Annotated in this window: 14 protein-coding genes; 7 read left to right on the top strand and 7 right to left on the bottom strand. The window is 72.1% G+C overall.

Features of this window, described 5'->3' with window-relative positions; translation table 11 throughout:
• Nucleotides 1-4 precede the first annotated feature (4 nt).
• A complete protein-coding gene (locus AC27IY_RS14155; RefSeq protein WP_371251790.1) occupies nucleotides 5-496 on the bottom strand; it encodes a cation:proton antiporter regulatory subunit in 492 nt (163 codons plus the stop codon).
• A gap of 248 nt (nucleotides 497-744) precedes the next feature.
• On the opposite strand from AC27IY_RS14155, the gene AC27IY_RS14160 reads away from it, so the two are divergent.
• Both AC27IY_RS14160 and AC27IY_RS14165 read left to right on the top strand, forming a co-directional pair.
• Nucleotides 745-1,392, top strand: a complete 648-nt coding sequence (locus tag AC27IY_RS14160) for a response regulator (RefSeq protein WP_423447487.1) — start codon at nucleotides 745-747, stop codon at nucleotides 1,390-1,392.
• Nucleotides 1,393-1,635: 243 nt separating this feature from the next.
• On the top strand, nucleotides 1,636-2,685 hold the full coding sequence (locus AC27IY_RS14165) for a PAS domain-containing sensor histidine kinase (protein ID WP_487178212.1): 1,050 nt from the start codon (nucleotides 1,636-1,638) through the stop codon (nucleotides 2,683-2,685).
• A gap of 13 nt (nucleotides 2,686-2,698) precedes the next feature.
• Here the strand turns inward: AC27IY_RS14165 and AC27IY_RS14170 are convergent, their stop codons facing one another.
• The 3 genes from AC27IY_RS14170 to AC27IY_RS14180 all read right to left on the bottom strand — a co-directional run bounded on the left by AC27IY_RS14170 (nucleotide 2,699) and on the right by AC27IY_RS14180 (nucleotide 7,248).
• Entirely contained in the window at nucleotides 2,699-3,682 is a 984-nt protein-coding gene (locus AC27IY_RS14170; protein ID WP_487178213.1) for a DUF1838 family protein, read from the bottom strand.
• A 99-nt stretch (nucleotides 3,683-3,781) separates the two neighbouring features.
• Nucleotides 3,782-4,969 (bottom strand): acetate/propionate family kinase, encoded by a 1,188-nt coding sequence (locus tag AC27IY_RS14175; protein ID WP_487178214.1) that lies wholly within the window; start codon nucleotides 4,967-4,969, stop codon nucleotides 3,782-3,784.
• Nucleotides 4,945-7,248: a phosphoketolase family protein gene (locus tag AC27IY_RS14180; RefSeq protein WP_449954381.1), complete on the bottom strand. Its 2,304-nt coding sequence runs from the start codon at nucleotides 7,246-7,248 to the stop codon at nucleotides 4,945-4,947. Before AC27IY_RS14180 ends, AC27IY_RS14175 begins: the two co-directional genes overlap by 25 nt.
• 185 nt (nucleotides 7,249-7,433) lie before the next feature.
• Between AC27IY_RS14180 and pgi the strand changes: the two genes are divergently transcribed.
• Together pgi and AC27IY_RS14190 are read left to right on the top strand one after the other, a co-directional pair.
• Nucleotides 7,434-9,065, top strand: a complete 1,632-nt coding sequence (pgi, locus tag AC27IY_RS14185; protein WP_487178215.1) for a glucose-6-phosphate isomerase — start codon at nucleotides 7,434-7,436, stop codon at nucleotides 9,063-9,065.
• Between the two features lie 32 nt (nucleotides 9,066-9,097).
• A complete protein-coding gene (locus AC27IY_RS14190; protein WP_344206021.1) occupies nucleotides 9,098-9,457 on the top strand; it encodes a spore germination protein GerW family protein in 360 nt (119 codons plus the stop codon).
• Between the two features lie 52 nt (nucleotides 9,458-9,509).
• On the opposite strand, the gene AC27IY_RS14195 is transcribed toward AC27IY_RS14190, so the two are convergent.
• The 3 genes from AC27IY_RS14195 to pulA all read right to left on the bottom strand — a co-directional run bounded on the left by AC27IY_RS14195 (nucleotide 9,510) and on the right by pulA (nucleotide 15,311).
• Nucleotides 9,510-10,235, bottom strand: coding sequence for a VIT1/CCC1 transporter family protein (locus AC27IY_RS14195; protein ID WP_487178216.1), 726 nt, complete (start codon nucleotides 10,233-10,235; stop codon nucleotides 9,510-9,512).
• 522 nt (nucleotides 10,236-10,757) lie between these two features.
• On the bottom strand, nucleotides 10,758-11,456 hold the full coding sequence (locus AC27IY_RS14200) for a hypothetical protein (protein WP_449954377.1): 699 nt from the start codon (nucleotides 11,454-11,456) through the stop codon (nucleotides 10,758-10,760).
• A 138-nt stretch (nucleotides 11,457-11,594) separates the two neighbouring features.
• Nucleotides 11,595-15,311 (bottom strand): pullulanase-type alpha-1,6-glucosidase, encoded by a 3,717-nt coding sequence (gene pulA, locus AC27IY_RS14205; RefSeq protein ID WP_487178217.1) that lies wholly within the window; start codon nucleotides 15,309-15,311, stop codon nucleotides 11,595-11,597.
• 204 nt (nucleotides 15,312-15,515) lie between these two features.
• On the opposite strand from pulA, the gene AC27IY_RS14210 reads away from it, so the two are divergent.
• Genes AC27IY_RS14210 through AC27IY_RS14220 form a run of 3 tightly spaced genes read left to right on the top strand, consistent with a single transcriptional unit; the run spans nucleotide 15,516 to nucleotide 18,655 of the window.
• Nucleotides 15,516-16,811 carry an extracellular solute-binding protein gene (locus tag AC27IY_RS14210; RefSeq protein ID WP_487178218.1) on the top strand — a complete coding sequence of 432 codons (1,296 nt, stop codon included), beginning with the start codon at nucleotides 15,516-15,518 and terminating at the stop codon, nucleotides 16,809-16,811.
• A gap of 3 nt (nucleotides 16,812-16,814) precedes the next feature.
• Entirely contained in the window at nucleotides 16,815-17,798 is a 984-nt protein-coding gene (locus AC27IY_RS14215) for a carbohydrate ABC transporter permease (RefSeq protein ID WP_487178219.1), read from the top strand.
• Nucleotides 17,795-18,655, top strand: coding sequence for a sugar ABC transporter permease (locus AC27IY_RS14220; protein ID WP_344206029.1), 861 nt, complete (start codon nucleotides 17,795-17,797; stop codon nucleotides 18,653-18,655). Before AC27IY_RS14215 ends, AC27IY_RS14220 begins: the two co-directional genes overlap by 4 nt.
• The last annotated feature ends 42 nt before the right edge of the window (nucleotides 18,656-18,697 follow it).

Below are 18,697 nucleotides of genomic sequence, written 5' to 3' on the forward strand. Positions count from 1 at the left end.
GCCCCTACCCTCGGGCCAGGATGTCGGCCACCTCGGCGGTGCTGTCCTCGCTGCCCACGACCACCACGACGTCACCCGTACGGAACACGAAGTCCGGTCCGGGGCTGGCGAACACCTGGCCGCTGCGGACCACGGCCACGATGGAGGCGCTGGTCCGGGTGCGCACCCGGGCGTCTCCCATGGGCCGGCCCGCGTACGGGGAGTCGTCCGGGATCGGGAGCTGGACGCTGACCAGGCCCTCCACCTGCTGGTGCAGGGCGTTGAGCCGTTGCACGATGCGCGGGGCGCCGAGCAGCTCGGCCAGGGCGTCGGCCTCCTCGTCGTTCAGCTTCACCGTCTGGCAGGCGCGGTCGGGGTCGTCCTTGTCGTAGATCACCAGGTCCCGGCGCCCGGTGCGGTGGGAGACGACTCCCACGCGCTGGCCGGTCCGGGTGGTGAAGTCGTGTCTGAGTCCGATCCCCGGCAGCGCTGTTTGCTCGACCTCCACCTGTCCCACCCGTTCGAAAGCATAAAATTTCCGGACAACCTTACCAGTGGCACGTTACCTGTCCTTCACCCTCTTTTGGGACCGCTCACCTGCGACACCCCTCCGTACGCTCGCCGCTGGCAGGAGGCGGGGGCGGCATGGAAAGCTGGGAGTGACCGCCCGAACACCGTGATCAGGCCGCACCACCGGCCGGAGCGCGCAGAAACCGGACCGCCCACGACCGGACTGCGCTGACACGACCGAGAAAGCCGACGCCCATGCCGACCGCCTCACCCCCGATCCGGCTGGTGCTGGTCGAGGATCACGCCATGGTCGCGGAGGCCATCGACCTGGCCCTGGGCCGCGCCGACGGCATCGCCGTGGTCGCCCACGCCGGCACGATCGCCGCCGCCCTGACCGAGACGGCGAGGACACAGCCCGACGTGGTGGTGCTCGACCGCCGGCTGCCCGACGGCGACGGCATCGCGGCCGTCGGCCGCCTCACCGCCGCCGCGCCGCGGGCCCGGGTGCTGGTGCTGACCGGCGAGGCCAACGCCTCCGTGGCCGCCCGCGTGGTGCAGTCCGGCGCCGCCGGGCTGCTGGTGAAGTCCTCGCGGCTGGACGAGCTGGAGTCGGCCGTACGCGAGGTCGCCGCGGGCGGGGCGGTGTTCCCGCCGGGCCTGCTGCCCGGCCTGCTCGACCGGCTCACCGGACGGTCCGGCCATCTGGGGGCCCGGCTCACCGCCCGCGAACGCGAGACGCTGCTGCTCCTGGCCGAGGGCGCCAGCATCGGCGAGATCAGTGAACGCCTCGGCGTGGCCAGGAACACCGCCCGCAACCACGTCCAGCACGTGCTGGGGAAACTGGGCGCCCGCTCCAAGCTGGAGGCGGTCGCCGTCGCCCGCCGCGAAGGGCTGCTGGACTGACGCGCCGGTGCCGTCGTGCGGTGGCGCAGTGCGGTGCCGTCGCGCGGTGCGGTCGCGCGGTGCCGTCGTGCGGCGGCGAGGGCGGTAAGGTCGGGGGGTACGAGCGGGCGGCGCACGCCGTCCCGCCGCTAGGCCCGTCCCGCCGGCGCCTGACCCCGACCCCCTGAGCCCCGACCCCTGATCCCGCGCCGGCCGCGGGTGACCGGTCCTGGTTCCCGACCGGCCGTGGGAGGCTGCCTCCTCATGCCCGCGCGCGACCGCCCCGCCGAGGACATGCGGCTGCTCGTCCAGAGCATCCGCGACTGCGCCATCTTCATGCTCGACCCGCTGGGCCGCATCGTCAGCTGGAACGCCGGCGCCCAGCGCATCAAGGGCTACGCCGCCGAGGAGATCATCGGCAGGCACTTCTCGGTCTTCTACCCCTCCGAGGACGTCACGGCGGGCCGCCCGGCCACCGAGCTGACGGTCGCCGCCGCCGACGGCCAATGGGAGGAGGAGGGCTGGCGGGTCCGCAAGGACGGCACCCGCTTCTGGGCCGGCGTCGTCATCACCGCCCTGCGCGACGAGCACGGCGGCCTGCGTGGCTTCGGCAAGGTCACCCGCGACCTCACCGAGCGGCGCAGCATGGCCCGCGCCCTGGACGAGCGCGGCATGCTGCTGGCCCGCCTCATCGAGGCCCAGGAACGGGAGCGCCGCCGCATCGCCAACGACGTGCACGGCGACACCATCCAGTCCATGGTCGCCGTCGGCATGCGGCTGCGCCTGCTGGAGTCCCGGTTGCGGGACGCGCCGCTGCCCCGCGAGTACGCCGACGCGGTGCACGGCATCGACGAGGCCGTCGACGCCGCCGCCGACCGGCTGCGCGAGCTCGCCTTCCGGCTGCGCCCGCCGGAGGAGGGCCTGGTGGCGAGCCTGGCCGCGTACATGGAGACAGTCATGGCGGGCACCGGCGTGCGGTGCGAGCTGAGGCACGACCTCGACGCCGAGCCGCCGGCCGAGGCCGCCATCACCGTCTTCCGCGTCTGCCAGGAGGCGCTGACGAACGTGGCCAGGCACGCCGGCGCGTCCTCCGTCACGGTGTCGCTGGTCTCGCTGGACCGGGGCGTGCACGTACGGGTCCGCGACGACGGCGTGGGCCTGGCCAGGCCCGGCGGTCAGGCCGGGCACTTCGGGCTGGTCGAGATGCGCGAGCGCGCCGAGACGGCCGGCGGCTGGTGGGACATCAAGGGCGAGCGGGGCGCGGGCACCACGGTCGAGTTCTGGGTGCCCGCCGTGCCCCGCAGGCTGCCCTAGCGCGGCCGGAGGCTCAGCGGGCGTTCGCGGCGCACCAGCCGGCCCACGTGGTGGCGCCCTTGTTGAGCTGCTTGGCGTGGAAGGAGCTCCAGGAGTTCTCGCTGGCGCCCGGCGCGCCGGGGGTGCTCCGGTAGAGCGGGTGGTTCTTGTCGACCTCGGCGCGGATCCACGGCTCGACGTCGGCGTAGGAGTTCAGCGACCAGCTGCGGGCGTGGTAGGTGAGCTGGCCGCGCACCTCGCTCTCGGCCAGGCACATGAACGGCGCCCACGGGCTCGTCCGGCTCCAGGCGATCTTCGTCTTCATCGCGCCCGAGGGCACCTTGCCCGGCACGGCGCGGGCGGCCACCTCGCGGTCGTCGACGAAGAAGTCGAACATCTCCTGGGCCGCGTACACGCCGCCCACCAGGCCGAACTTCTCGCCGAGCGTGCTGCCGAAGTCGGTGCGCACCGGGATGTCGCTGGTCCAGACGGTCTCGTCGTGCAGTTGGCGGGTGGGCGGGCCGGCGTAGGACGGGGTGACGTCGAACGGGCCGAAGTTCACCGTGTCGTTGTTGATGGGGACGACCGGATAGGTCTTGAGGTCGACCGGGTTCTTCCACTCCCGCAGGATCTTCGTCGGGTCGGTGGGGTCGGTGTAGAAGACGATCTCGCGGGAGAGCTGGTAGAGCTTGGTGGTGCCGGGCTCACGGTAGAGGCGGCGGATGTTGTAGCCCTCGATGCCGAACAGCTTCTGGCCGTGCCGCAGCCCCGGCTCCAGGGCGTTGCCCTCGATGTTGGCGTAGACGCTGCCGGAGATCCGGAAGACCATGTCCTTGCCGTCGGGGCGGCCGAACGTCTGGAGGGACAGCAGCGCGTTCTTGTCGGTGACCGTCTTGAAGACCGGGCCCGGCAGCGTCGGGTCGGTCGTCCTGCCCGCCGCGGCCGCCGATCCGGGGGCGGTGAGGGCGAGGAACAGCGCGGCCAGGGCGACCGGCGCGGTCAGACGGCGTTTCGGCATGGGGGTGCTCCGCTGGTAGGGGGTTCGGACCGCCAATTGTGATCACGAACGCGCCGACGCTGTCCACCCGAGCGGACGTTTCCATGATCGCCGGCGGGATCAGCCCTGGGAACCGCCGGAGATCAGGGCGAGCGCCTGGCTGGCGATCTCCCACTCCTCGTCCGTCGGGACGACCAGCACCGGCACCTCCGCGCCCGCGGGGGAGACGGCCCGCTCGCCGTCCCCGGCCGCGTTGAGCGCGGGGTCCACGGCGATGCCGAGCCGGTCGAGCCCGGCCAGCGCCTCGGCGCGGGTCGCGGCGTCGTGCTCGCCCACGCCGCCGGTGAACACGACGGCGTCCACCCGGCCGAGCAGCGCGTAGTAGGCGCCGACGTACTTGCGGATGCGCCGGGTGTAGATCCGCAGCGCCAGGCGGGCCTCGTCGTCGTCGCGGGCGCGTACTTCCCGCATGTCGAGCGTGCCGGTCAGCGCGAGCAGGCCGCCGCGGCGGCTGAGGTCCTGCTCGACCCGCTGCGGGTCGGCGCCGGAGGTGCGGGCGAGGTAGCCGGTGAGCCCCGGGTCCACGTCGCCGGAGCGGGTGCCCATGACCAGCCCCTCCAGCGGGGTCAGGCCCATGGAGGTGTCGACGCTGCGCCCGCCGGAGATCGCGGTGGCGCTGGCGCCGTTGCCCAGGTGCAGCACGATCAGGTTGAGCTCGGCGAGGTCGCGGCCGAGCACGGCGGCGGCGCGGCGCGAGACGTAGGCGCAGGAGGTGCCGTGGAAGCCGAAGCGCCGCACGCCCAGCTCCTCGCGCCAGTCGCGCGGCACCGCGTACGTGTACGCCTCCGGCGGCAGCGTCCGGTGGAAGGCCGTGTCGAACACCGCCACCTGCGGCACGGAGGGGAACGCCTTGCGCGCCAGCCGGATGCCGGCCAGGTTGACCGGGTTGTGCAGCGGCGCGAGCGGGGCCAGCTCCTCGATCACGGACACCACCTCGTCGTCCACGAGCACCGGCCTGTCGAAGCGCACGCCGCCGTGCACGACGCGGTGCCCGACCGCGACCGGGTCCAGCGCGGGACCGGCCGCGGCGAAGGCCGCCATCATCGCCTCCAGGCCGTCGCCGTGGTCGGGGAAGGGCCGCTCCCGCACGTACGGCGGCCCGTCCCCGGCGTGGTGGGTGAGCCGCCCCGACCGCTCGCCGATGCGCTCGATCAGCCCTCTGGCCGGGCGCTCGTGGGTCCGGACGTCCACCAGCTCGTACTTGATCGATGAGGATCCCGTGTTCAGGACGAGAATGTGGCCGGCCATGTCCAGGAGCTTATTTCGCCGGGGTCCTCGCCGTGCTCGCGGGTGTAGGCGCGGGCGTGCAGCCGGGCGTCGCTCATCCGCTGACGCAGGTGGGCGGCCTTGGATCCGAGTCCGGGGACGCGGTCGATGACGTCCATGACGAGGTGGTAGCGGTCGATGTCGTTGAGCATCGCCATGTCGAACGGCGTGGTGGTGGTGCCCTCCTCCTTGTAGCCGCGCACGTGGATGTTGTCGTGGCCGTGGCGGCGGTAGGTGAGCTGGTGGATCAGCGACGGGTAGCCGTGGAAGTCGAAGATGATCGGCTTGTCGACGGTGAACAGGGTGTCGAACTCGGCGTCCGGCATGCCGTGCGGGTGTTCCGACGGCGGCTGGAGCCGCATGAGGTCCACGACGTTGATGACCCGGACCCGGAGCTGGGGCAGGTGCTCACGCAGCAGCGCGGCGGCGGCCAGGGTCTCCTGCGTGGGGACGTCGCCCGCGCAGGCGAGCACGACGTCGGGCTCGCTGCCGTCGTCGGTGGAGGCCCACGGCAGGATGCCGAGGCCGCGGGTGTTGTGGGCGATGGCCTCGTCCATGGTGAACAGGTCGAGCACCGGCTGCTTGCCGGCCACGATGACATTGACGTAGTCGCGTGAGCGCAGGCAGTGGTCGGCCACGGAGAGCAGCGTGTTGGCGTCCGGCGGCAGGTAGACGCGCACCACCGACGCCTTCTTGTTGACCACCACGTCGAGGAAGCCGGGGTCCTGGTGGCTGAAGCCGTTGTGGTCCTGCCGCCACACGTGCGACGACAGCAGGTACGTCAGCGACGCCACAGGACGCCGCCACGGGATCTTCTGCGCGGTCTCCAGCCACTTGGCGTGCTGGTTGAACATGGCGTCCACGATGTGGATGAACGCCTCGTAGCAGTTGAACAGCCCGTGCCGCCCGGTCAGCAGGTAGCCCTCCAGCCAGCCCTGGCACAGGTGCTCCGACAGCACCTCCATCACCCGGCCGCCCGCGCCCAGGTTCTCGTCGGTGGGCAGCAGCTCGGCGTCCCAGGCGCGGTCGGTGACCTCGAAGACGGCCTGCAGCCGGTTGGAGGCGGTCTCGTCGGGCCCCATGAGCCGGAACGTGCTCGGGTTCGCGGCGATCACGTCGCGCAGGAACGTCCCGAGGACGCGGGTCGGCTCGGTCTGCTGGTCGGCGGGCGCCTTGACCTCGACCGCGTACTTGCGGAAGTCGGGCAGGCGCAGCGGCTCCAGCAGCTCGCCGCCGTTGGTGTGCGGGTTGGCGCTCATCCGCCGGGGCCCTTCCGGGACCGTCGCGACGATCTCCTCGACCGGCCGGCCGTCCGGCCCGAACAGCTCCTCCGGCCGGTAGGAGCGCATCCACTCCTCCAGCATGGCGAGGTGCGAGGGGTTCTCCCGTACGGTGGCGAGCGGCACCTGATGGGCCCGCCAGGTGCCCTCGACGGGCTTGCCGTCCACCTCCTGCGGCCCGGTCCAGCCCTTCGGCGTGCGCAGGATGATCATCGGCAGCCGCGGCGCGTCGCCGGCCTTGTAGGCGGCCATCTCCTCCCAGCAGAGGTCGAGGGTGGCGGCCATCTCCTCGTGGTCGGGGCCCACCAGGTGGGGGCGGTAACCGTAGCCCTCCATGAGCTTGGTCAGCTCGTCGTACGGGATGCGGGCGAGGATCGTCGGGTTGGCGATCTTGTAGCCGTTGAGGTGCAGGATCGGCAGGACGACGCCGTCGCGGCGGCGGTCCAGGAACTTGTTGGAGTGCCAGCTCGCGGCGAGGGGGCCGGTCTCGGCCTCGCCGTCGCCGATCACGCACGCCACCACCAGGTCGGGGTTGTCGAAGGCGGCTCCGTAGGCGTGGGCCAGCGCGTAGCCCAGCTCGCCGCCCTCGTGGATCGAGCCCGGCGTCTCGGGCGCCACATGGCTGGGGACGCCCCCGGGGAAGGAGAACTGCCGGAACAACGCCTTCATGCCCCGTACGTCCTGGGTGATGTCGGGGTAGCGCTCGGTGTAGGTCCCCTCCAGCCAGGCGTGGGCCACCGCCGCCGGGCCGCCGTGCCCCGGGCCGGCGATGTAGATCATGTCCTGGTCCCGCTCCTTGATCACCCGGTTCAGGTGGGCGAAGCAGAAGTTCAGGCCCGGCGTGGTGCCCCAGTGGCCGAGCAGGCGGGGCTTGATGTGCTCCGGCCGCAGAGGTTCGGCGAGCAGGGGGTTGTCCAGCAGGTAGATCTGCCCGACCGACAGGTAGTTGGCCGCGCGCCAGTACGCGTCGATGTGCTCCATGCCTCTCCCCCTTCCTCCGTGGACGGCGCTGAACCCCGGCAGGGGGAGGAATTCGACTTTCCCACTGGGGACGCAAAGACACGGCTCCGCCGTGCGCGGAATCATTCTCGATGGGTACGGGGTTGCGGGACGATGGACCAGAACCTGATCGTTTCGCCGCGTTCAGCGGTGCGAGGAGGAGACACGTGGACGGCGACATCACCCAGAGCCAGGAGTGGGCGGCGCTGGGCAAGCACCAGGAGGAGCTGGCCGGCAGGCACCTGCGCGAGCTGTTCGCGGAGGATCCCGGCCGGGCCGAGCGCATGACGGTGACCGCCGGCGACCTCTACCTCGACTACGCCAAGCACCGCGCCACCGGGCGGACCGTCGAGCTGCTGGCGGCCCTGGCCGAGCGGGCGGGCCTGCGCGACCGGATCGAGGCCATGTTCGGCGGCGAGCACATCAACGTCAGCGAGGACCGCGCCGTGCTGCACGTCGCGCTGCGGATGCCGCGCGAGGCCGAGCTGGTGGTCGACGGCCAGGACGTCCCGGCCGACGTGCACGCCGTGCTCGACAGGATGAGCGCCTTCGCCGACCGGGTGCGGGGCAAGGAGTGGAAGGGCGCCACGGGCAAGCCCATCGAGACCGTCGTCAACATCGGCATCGGCGGCTCCGACCTCGGCCCCGCGATGGCCTACGAGGCGCTGCGCGACTACGCCGACGCCGGCGTGGCCGCCCGCTTCGTCTCCAACATCGACCCGGCCGACATCGTCGGCAACCTGCGCGACCTCGACCCCGAGACCACGCTGTTCGTGGTCAGCTCCAAGACCTTCACCACGCTGGAGACCCTCACCAACGCCCGCGTCGCGCGCAGCTGGCTGGTCGGCGCGCTCGGCGACGACGCGGTGGCCAAGCACTTCGTCGCGGTCTCCACCAACGCCGCCAAGGTGGCCGAGTTCGGCATCGACACCGCCAACATGTTCGGCTTCTGGGACTGGGTGGGCGGCCGCTACTCCTACGACGGGGCCATCGGGCTGTCGCTCATGATCGCCATCGGGCCGGAGCGCTTCCGCGAGATGCTCGCCGGGTTCCGCACCATGGACGAGCACTTCCGCAGCGCGCCCTTCGACCGGAACATGCCGGTGATCATGGGCATGCTCGGCATCTGGTACACCGACTTCTTCGACGCCGAGACCCGCGCCGTCCTGCCCTACAGCCAGCGCCTGCACCGCTTCCCCGCCTACCTCCAGCAGCTCACCATGGAGTCCAACGGCAAGTCGGTGCGGGCCGACGGCACCCCGGTCACCGCGCAGACCGGCGAGATCTTCTGGGGCGAGCCGGGCACCAACGGCCAGCACGCCTTCTACCAGCTCCTCCACCAGGGCACCCGGCTCGTGCCCGCCGACTTCATCGGCTTCGCCGAGCCCTACGAGGACCGCGAGGGCATGCACGACCAGCTCACCGCCAACCTGCTGGCGCAGACCTCGGCGCTGGCGTTCGGCAAGACGGCCGAGGAGATCGCGGCCGAGGGCACCGCGGCCGAGATCGTCCCGCACAAGGTCATGCCGGGCAACCGGCCGACCTCCACGATCCTCGCGCCGAAGCTCACCCCGTCCACGCTGGGGCAGCTCGTCGCCCTCTACGAGCACATCGTGTTCGTCGAGGGCACCGTCTGGGGCATCGACTCCTTCGACCAGTGGGGCGTCGAGCTGGGCAAGAAGATGGCCTCCGACCTCGCCCCCGCCCTCACCTCCGAGGAGCCGCCGACCAGCTTCCCCGACCCCTCGACCGAGCGCCTGGTCCGCCGCTACCGCGAGCTGCGCGGCCGGCGCGCGTAGTCGCCCGGCGGCTTCTGGGCGAGGATGTCCCCATGGACATCATGGAGTTGGTCGAACGGTCCAAGGACGCCGCCACCGTCCGGCGCGTCTTCGGCGAGCCGATCCAGCACGGCGACGTCGTCGTCATCCCCGTCGCCCGGGTCGTCCAGGGCGGCGGGGCCGGGCAGGGGCAGGGCAGGAAGGACAAGGAGGAGGGCGGCGGGAGCGGCCTCGGCTTCGGCCACGGCGCCACGCCCGCCGGGGTCTACGTCGTCAAGAACGGCGAGGTGAAGTGGCATCCCGCCGTGGACGTCAACCGGATCGTCCTCGGCGGCCAGTTCGTCGCCGTCGTGCTGCTGCTGACCGTGCGCGCCATACTCAAACCCCTCCTCCGCCGCCGCCGTCGACACTGACCCCGGCCCGGGGCCCGAGGGGCGCGGGCTCAGGTCCCTGAGGGGCGCGGGCTCAGGTCAGGGTGACGCCGAGGACGTGGCCGAGGCCGAAGGTGACGGTGGCCGCGCCGACGCCGAGCGCGAGCTGCCGCAGGCCGCCCACCCACCAGGGCCGCGCCGTCATCGCCGCCACCGCCGAGCCGAACCCGAACAGCCCGAGCACGCTCAGCACCACGGCGAGCGTCAGCCCGGAGGCCCCGAACAGGAACGGCGCCAGCGGCACCAGCGCCCCCAGGGAGAAGGCGAGGAACGACGAGGCCGCCGCCAGGTACGGCGAGGGCAGGTCGTCGGGGTCCACCCCCAGCTCCTCGCGCACGTGCACGCGCAGCGCCTGCTCGGGGTCGGCCGACAGGCCGTCGGCCACCCGGCGGGCGAGGTCCGGGTCGAGGCCGCGCGACTCGTAGAGCGCGGCCAGCTCGGCGCGCTCACCCTCAGGGTTGCGGGCCAGCTCACGCCGCTCGACGGCGATCTCCGCCCGCATCAGCTCGGTCTGCGACTTCACGGAGGTGTACTCCCCGGCCGCCATGGAGAACGCCCCGGCGGCCAGCCCGGCGAACCCGGCCAGCACCGCGGCCTTCCCGCCGCTGCCTGCCGCGCCCACCACGCCGGCGATCAGCGCGAAGTTGGACACCAGCCCGTCCATCGCCCCGAACACCGCCGGACGCAGCCAGCCACCGGTCACGTCGCGGTGCGTGTGGTGCTGCTCGGGGGAGCGCGGCTCGGCGAGCTCGATGGTCATGGAAATCCTCCACTTACGGATGCTCTTGTCCAAGAATTTAAGGTTCTGCGACAAGATCCGCAACGAAGGAAAGGCTAGCCTGACCTGCGGAAAAACCGCTCCGCCAGGTGTTCGTCACGCCACGTGACCGGCCGGATGCGTGAAGATCCCCGCGGTACGGGACCGCGGGGACGGTGACCGAAGGGCCCGGCAGGTGACCAGGCTCGGCAACCGATCGGCTCCGGCGACCAGATCGGCCCCGGCTACCCATAGGGCCCCGCGACCGATCGGCCTTGGCTACCCATCGGCCTTGGCTACCCATCGGCCCTGGCGACCGATCGGCCCCGGCTACCCATAGGGCCCCGCGACCGATCGGCTTTGGCTACCCATCGGCCTTGGCTACCCATCGGCCCTGGCGACCGATCGGCCCCGGCTACCCATAGGGCCCCGCGACCGATCGGCTTTGGCTACCCATCGGCCTTGGCTACCCATCGGCCCTGGCGACCGATCGGCCCCGGCAGGGCGATCGGGACCGGTGGCCGATCAGGCGTGAACCGCCGCCTGCGGAGCGGCCTCGGCCTCCGCGAGCCTGCCGGCCGGGGCCTCGTAGGCCGGGGTGGTGCCGTGCATCATGGCCGCGCAGTCCGCGATCGTCTCCTCCAGCAGCCGCCGCAGCAGCGCGTCCGGGTCGGTGACGCACGCCTGCACGATCCCCACGACCGCGAGCTGGACCGCGTTCGGGGCGGCGTACCTGCGGAAGCCCTTCTCGGTGATCTTGGCGGCCCGGCTGAAGCGCCTGGCCTGCTCGCTCGCGTGCGGGACCTCGTCCAGCGCCCGCCGGCTCGCCTCGCTCAGCCGGCCGGGCGGCGCGCCGTCCAGCCTGGCGAGCATCTCCTCGGCCGCCAGCACCGACACCGCCAGCGCGAGCTGGCGCTCGGCCGCGGCCACCGGCAGCGCCGTCGTGGCGCAGCGCAGCGCGATCCGCGCGTCCACGCGCAGGTCGTCACTGGTCAGCCCGATGATCGACGGGACGAGGGGGACCAGCGCGGCCCGGTTCTCGTCGTTGACGTTGTCGTTGACCAGACGGGCGAGTGCGGCCAGCAACGGGTGCGTGCAGGCCGGATGGTCGCTCCAGCGTTCCCCGGCAAGGTAGGAGGCCAGTTCCATGAAGCAGGCACCGCGTTTCGGGTTGCGATGTCTGCCGCGGGACAGGACCGGCATGTGCTCAAGGTGTTTGTCCACGGGTGCTCCACTGCTCCACGCGATCGCCGTCTTTCCAGTCTGCGCCGTGAGTCCCGGCATTTCCAGCGATCTGTTGAGGACGTGTGCCTTTCGTCCGTTCATGCGCCCGCTGCCCGGAGCCGGAACGGCGAAACGTTCTCAGGGCGTGACGAAGACGGCCACCGTACGTCCCGGCACGGTGAGCGTCCCGCTCGCCCGGTCGAACGCCGACCCGCGGACCACCGGATCCGCCGAGGCCGCCAGCACCGGATGCAGCGCGGGCTCCTGCCCGGCCGGCGCCGTCACCGGCAGCGCCAGCTCGTACGGGGTCGCGTTGAGCACCGCCGTCACCGCGCTCCAGCGCGGATCGATCCCGGCCGTGTCCACGTGCATGACGATGACGCCGTCCGGCGCGGCGGGGAACGACAGCCGCCGCCGCACCTCCTCGCCCGACCCGAGCGCGAACGCCGGCGTCGAGGAGCGGATCCGCAGCAGCTCCCCGAACCGGGCGCGGGCCGCGCCGATCGCCTCGCAGCCCGGCCGCAGCGCAGGATCGGCCAGCAGCGGCCGGGCGTACGGCCAGCGCACCTCGTTGTCGGCCCGCGGCGGCAGGCCACCGCCGAACCCGTTGCCCAGCGAGCAGTCCCACAGCAGCCGGTTGAACCAGTCGCCGGAGTCGTAGGAGTTGCGGTCGAAGGACTTCGAGCGCAGCCGCTCGCTGCCCGCGTGCACGAACGCCGCCCCCTGCGACAGCAGCGGCACGGCCAGCGACAGCACCTGCATGCGCACCCGGTCCGCCATGGGGGTCCCCGGCGCCAGCTTGTACGCCAGCGCGTCGTACAGCGTCTCGTTGTCGTGCGCGTCCACGTAGATCACGCTCTCGCCAGGGTCGCGGGCGTATCCGGCGGGGGCGCCGTTGTGGCGGATCTCCCCGCCCGTCCGGCCGCACGGCAGCACGTAGTCGCGCAGGCTGCCCGTCAGGCCGATCCTGATGAGGTCGGTGCAATGGGCGAGCCGCGCCCGCTGCTGCTCCTGGTCGCCGTTGGCGGGGCTGCCGTTGGGCGCGCCGGCCAGCCCGGAGCCGAAGCCCTGCGCCCGCGGGTCGGCGTCGAACGGCCCGCCGCCCCGCACCGCGTCCCGTGGGGCATCGGCGAACGTGGCGACGCCGGTGCCGGCCATGCCCTCCTTCGTGGCCTGCGCGAAACGGGCGCCGTCGGCGATCTCGCCGAAGTTCCAGCCCTCGCCGTACAGGATGATCGAGCGGCCGTCCACGCCGTCGGCCTCGGGGGTGAGCGCGTCGAGCGCGCGGCGTACGGCCAGGATGTTGTCCTTCGGATGGTGGCCCATGAGGTCGAACCGGAACCCGTCGATCTTGTACTGCCTGGCCCAGGTGACGATCGAGTCCACCACGAGCCGGCCCATCATCCGGTGCTCGGGGGCGGTGTTGGCGCAGCAGGTCGAGGTGGCCACCGTGCCGTCGGCCAGCAGGCGGTGGTAGTAGCCGGGCACGATCGGGCCGAGCACCGACTCCGTGTGGGTGTGGTTGTAGACCACGTCCATGACCACGCGCAGCCCGGCCCGGTTGAGCGCGGCGACCATGGCGCGGAACTGGCGGATCCGGTCGTCGGGGTCGGTCGCGTACGAACCCTCCGGCACCGTGTAGTGCAGCGGGTCGTAGCCCCAGTTGAAGGAGTCGGTGGCCGCGGTGCGGGCCACGCACTCCTGCTGCCGCTCGGAGTCGGGCGGCAGGGCCGCCAGGTCGCAGTCCGGCTCGACGCGGTCCTCGCGGCGCTCGGGCACCGTGGCCAGGTCGAAGACCGGCAGCAGGTGCACGTGGGTCACGCCGTCGGCGGCGAGGGCCCGCAGCTCGCGCGTCCCGTCCGAGTCGCGGGTGAAGGCCGCGTACGTGCCGCGCAGCTCCTCGGGGACGGTGGCGTCGGAGGCGGAGAAGTCGCGCACGTGCAGCTCGTAGATCACGGCCCGGTGCGGCGGCACGGGGGCGGGCTTGGCCAGCGCGTCCCAGCCGGGCGGTTTGCAGGCGGCCGCGTCGAGCCGGACGAGACGGCTCCGCACGCCGTCGGGGGCCGTGGCCAGGCTGTACGGGTCCGTGACCTCGCGGGTCACCATCCGGCCGGCGGCGGGGGAGTAGACGGTGACGAGGAAGGTGTAGTCGCGGCCCATCCACGACGGCCGGCCGTGCGCGGACCAGACGCCGGTCGCGTCGTCGCGGCGCATGCGGTGGACGGTGCGCCTGCCGCCCTTGCCGTACAGGGCCAGCTCGACCTTCCCGGCGGTGGGCGCCCAGAGGGCGAGGCGCGGACGCAGACGGCCGGAGGGGCCGAGCGGGGCGGTGGCGGCTGCGGCGTACAGGTCGTCGATGACGCCGGGAAGCTGCACGCCCGTCGCCGCGACCAGCCTGCCCTCCTCGTCCCTGGCCACCGCCGCCACCTGCCCGCGCAGGGCCTCGGGGACGAGGGCGGCGTCGCGCGGATCCACCTTGAGCGCGGTGTACCCGGCCAGATGCGGCCACGCGCGACGCTGCTCATCGGTCAACTCACCCGCCGAGAGCCGCAGAACCCCCGCCTCGCCCGCATGGTCGCGTAGGTTGTCGAAGGCGAGGGCGGCACCGGGGCTGAACACCAGAGCGTGGCGCAGCGAACCGGGCACCTCCCAAAGGACGGTCTCCCGGTCGATCCAGTGCGCCAGACAGTGCCGCAGATCGACATCGGGCGCCGGCGGCCGCGGCAGGACGTGCCCCACCACCCCCGCCACCCGCCACACCTCATGCCCGACGAGCCCCGTCTCCACCGTCCACCACCCAGCGGCCCCGTCGCCGCCGGCGGCTTCATGGGAAGAGGACTGGCTGCCACCCGCCCCATGTCCACCAGCGGCCTCCTCGGAGGGGAGCTGGCCCAGGGCGACCGGGCTGGACGGAGGGTGGTCGTGGTCCGGCCCCGGCTCGCCGCCTGGGGCGGCCTGGTCGGACGAGGGGTGGTTGCCACGGGCCCCACGTCTGCCACTCTGCGCGGTCTCACCCGCAGGGGGGCAGTCGCGGTCCGGCCCATGCCCGCCGCCTTGCACCACCTCGCCCGAAGAAGGAGGCACGGTGTAGCGGAGGGTCCGGGTGTCGGGCGGGAGCGGGACGTGAAAGATCGCGCCGAAGGAGTCCCAGCCCGAGGGGCGTATGGGATCGCCGTCCGCGGGCCTCAGCGTCAGCCCGTCATGCTGGTCGTCCGGCGCGCGGTAGTGGAGCACCACCACGCCGTCCGCGGCGGCCCGGGTCGGGTGGAGGAGGGGGGAGCCCGCGTCCACGTACGCCTCCGGCTGCTCGGCCGGGACGATCCGCAGGTCGGGGCCGGGGTCCTTGACCGGGCCCGCGTGGACCACGAAGTGCAGGGCGGCGGCCGGGTCCCGCAGCGGCACCCGCCACCACGCCCCGAAGGAGTCCACGCCGTCCGGGAGACGGGGCCGCGCCCAGTCGGTGAGCGCGGCTTCGGCGACCGCCTCGCCCCACAGGTGCAGGCCCCAGCCGTCGTACGCGCCGTCCGGCCGCCGGTAGTGGATCACGGCGTGCCCGTCGGCGGCGGCCCGCGAGCCGAACACCTCGTCCCGGCCCTCGTCCAGCCAGATCTCGGGATTCCACGCGGGATCGACGAGGTGCCCGCCGCCGTCGGTGGTGTCGCCGCGGTGGGGGAGCACGCCGACGCGGCGGGCGCCCGGCGGCAGCGGGATCCAGGCGAAGCGCCCGTAGGCGTCCTCGCCCGCCAGCGGGACCGGCGCGTCCCACGCGACTGGCTCCGCCACGTCGCCCCACACGTGCAGCCCCCAGCCGTCGGGGTCGGCGCGTCGGTAGTGCACCACCAGCAGGTCCTTCATCTCTGTCTTGCTTACGCGATTTCCACCCGGCCGGCCAGGCTCCCCACGCCACCACCCCTGCAAATCTTTCGGGAAATTTCAGAAATGTAGGGCCCTGCCGATGTAACAACTTGCAGAATCCTGACGAACGCCCCTACCCGAGCGCCTCACGTCGGCGTACCCTCCGGCTGACTCCACCTCCGATCGACCTGTGAGGAGAAGGACATGCGACGTCTCTTACCTGCCGGAACCGTCCTTGCGAGCCTGACGCTGGCGGTCGCCGCGTGCGGCGGAGGCGGGGGAGGGGGCGAGCCGGCCGCACCGGCAGCCTCCGTGGCCGACCCCGCGAAGATCACCGGCGAGGTGACCTGGTGGGACACGACCCGGCCCGACAGCGAGGGCCCCACGTTCCAGGCCCTCATCAAGGAGTTCGAGACCGCCTATCCCGGCATCAAGGTCAAATATGTGAACGTGCCGTCGGACCAGGCGCAGAACCAGTTCCAGACCGCCGCCCAGGCGGGCAGCGGCGCGCCCGACGTGATCCGCTCCGAGGTGGCCTGGACCTCGCAGTTCGCCTCGCTCGGCTACCTGCAGCCGCTGGACGGCAGCCGGGCGGTGGACCAGCCCGGCGACTTCCTGCCCGGCCCGTCGAGCAGCACCAAGTACAACGGCAAGACCTACGCCGTCCCCCAGGTGACCGACACCCTCGCGCTCATCTACAACAAGCGGCTGCTCAAGGAGGCCGGCCACGAGGAGCCGCCGAAGACCGTCGCCGAGCTGAAGCAGACCGCGCTCGACGTCAAGGCCAAGACGGGCGCGCAGGGGCTCGCGCTCAACGTCGACTCCTACTTCCTGCTCCCCTTCATGTACGGCGAGGGCGGCGACCTGCTCGACGTCCAGAACAAGAAGATCGTCGTCGACTCCCCGGCGAACGTGCAGGCCATGCAGACCGTCGCCGACCTCATCAGCTCCGGCGCGGCCGCGAAGCCCGCGACCACGGAGAGCTACGCCAACGCCATGACCGCCCTGAAAGAGGGCAAGGCCGCGATGATCTACAACGGCCCGTGGGCGCTGTCGGAGATCTACCAGGGCAAGGAGTTCCAGGACAAGGCGAACCTCGGCATCGCCCCCGTGCCGGCCGGCTCGGTCAAGGCCGGGGCCCCCACGGGCGGCTGGAACCTGGCGATCTACGCGGGTTCGAAGAACATCCCGGCAGCCTACGAGTTCGTCCGCTTCATGACGACGGCGAAGGCCCAGGCGAAGATCGCCAAGGAGATCAGTCTGCTGCCCACCCGCACCTCCGCCTACGCCGACCCGGACGTCCAGGGCAACCAGGACGTGGCCGTGTTCAAGCCGATCATGGACACCGCGGTCGCGCGGCCGTGGATCCCGGAGGGCGGCCAGCTCTTCCAGCCGCTGCTGGAGGGCTACCAGGACCTCGTCGGCGGCAAGTCGGCCCCCGCGGACATGCTCAAGAAGGTGAGCGAGCAGTACCACGGGATCATGAAGGACTGGAGCTGACCGGTGGCGGTCTCCACCAGGAACGCGACGGCCGCGGGCGCCCGCGGCCGCCGCCGTGCCGGGCCCGGCCCGCTGCGGCGCTCCTTCGGGACCCACTGGTACGCCTGGGCGATGGTCGCGCCGGTGCTGGCCGTGATGCTGGTGCTGATCGGCTGGCCGCTCGCGCGCGGGGTGTACCTGTCGCTGACCGACGCCACCGAGGCCAACATCGGCCGCACCATCGGCGTCAACGTCATCCCGTCCACGTACGAGTTCGTCGGCCTGGACAACTACCTGCGCATCCTCACCAGCGACCTGTTCTGGGACAAGCTCCTCTGGACGGTGATCTGGACGGTCGCCTGCGTCGCCCTGCACTACGGCGTCGGCCTGGCCCTCGCCGTCATGCTCAACAGGAAGCTGCGCTTCCGTTCCGTCTACCGGGTGCTGCTGATCCTGCCGTGGGCGGTGCCGGCGTTCGTGGCCGCCTTCGTCTGGCGCTACCTCTACAACAGCGACTACGGCGTGATCAACGGCATGCTGAAGCTGGCCGGGCTCGGCCCGGTCGGCTGGCTCGACGACCCGGTCACGGCGAAGGTCGCGGTGATCGCCGTCAACGTGTGGATCGGCGTGCCGTTCATGATGGTGGCCCTGCTCGGCGGCCTGCAGTCGATCCCGGCCGAGCTGTACGAGGCCGCCGAGGTGGACGGCGCGGGCCCCTGGCAGCGTTTCCGCGCGATCACGCTGCCCGGCCTGCGCCAGGTGTCGTCCACGGTGATCCTGCTCGGGACCATCTGGACGTTCAACATGTTCCCCATCATCTTCCTCGTCACCCGGGGCGGCCCCGGCAGCGAGACGGAGATCCTCGTCACCTACGCCTTCCGCGAGGCGTTCACCGGGATCCGCGACTACTCCGGCTCGGCCGCCTGGGGCGTGATCATCCTGCTCATGCTGGTCGTGCTCGCCGCCGGCTACAGAAGGACGCTGCGTTCGCAAGGAGATCCCTGGTGACCACGTACGGACCCGGGGGCCGGCCGCGCGGCGAGCGCGGCGCCCTCGCCTCGATCGGCCTGCACGCGGGCCTGCTGATCGCGGTGGCGATCAGCCTGTTCCCCGTCGTGTGGCTGGTGCTGACCTCGCTGAAGCCGCGCGACGGCTGGCTGTCGAGCGAGCTGCGCCTGTTCGACGACTCCTCGCTGGACAACTACGCCCGGGTGCTGACCGCGACCGAGTTCCCGCGCTGGCTGCTCAACAGCGTGCTGACCGCCGGACTCACCATGGTCGCCGGGGTCCTGCTGGCCGCCACCACCGGGTACGCCGTCAGCCGCTTCCGCTTCCCCGGTCACCGGGGCGTGATGTGGCTGCTGCTGGTCACCCAGATGTTCCCCGTCGCGATCCTCATCGTCCCGCTGTACAACCTGATGGCCGGGCTCGGCCTGCTCAACCAGATCCCGGGGCTGGTCATCGCGTACATGACGATCGCGGTGCCGTTCTGCGCCTGGATGATGAAGAGCTACTTCGACACCGTGCCGATCGAGATCGACCAGGCGGGGCTGGTGGACGGGCTGACGCCGTTCGGGGTGTTCCGGCGGGTGGTGCTGCCGCTGGCCAGGCCCGGCATCGCGGTGACCGCGTTCTACTGCTTCATGACCGCCTGGGGCGAGGTCGGCTACGCCACGGTGTTCATGTCGCAGGAGGACAAGCGCACGCTCGGCGTGGGCCTGCAGCAGTTCGTCGGCCAGCACTGGTCGGACTGGGGGCTGATGACCGCCTCGGCGGTGCTCATCGCCATCCCGGCCGGCGCGGTCTTCCTGCTGGTGCAGCGGCACCTCGTCACCGGCCTCACGGCCGGCGCCACGAAGTCGTAAACCCTCCTTGCATAACGTCATGGAATAGTCACTGTACGTGAA

Source organism: Nonomuraea sp. B208 (assembly GCF_057536035.1).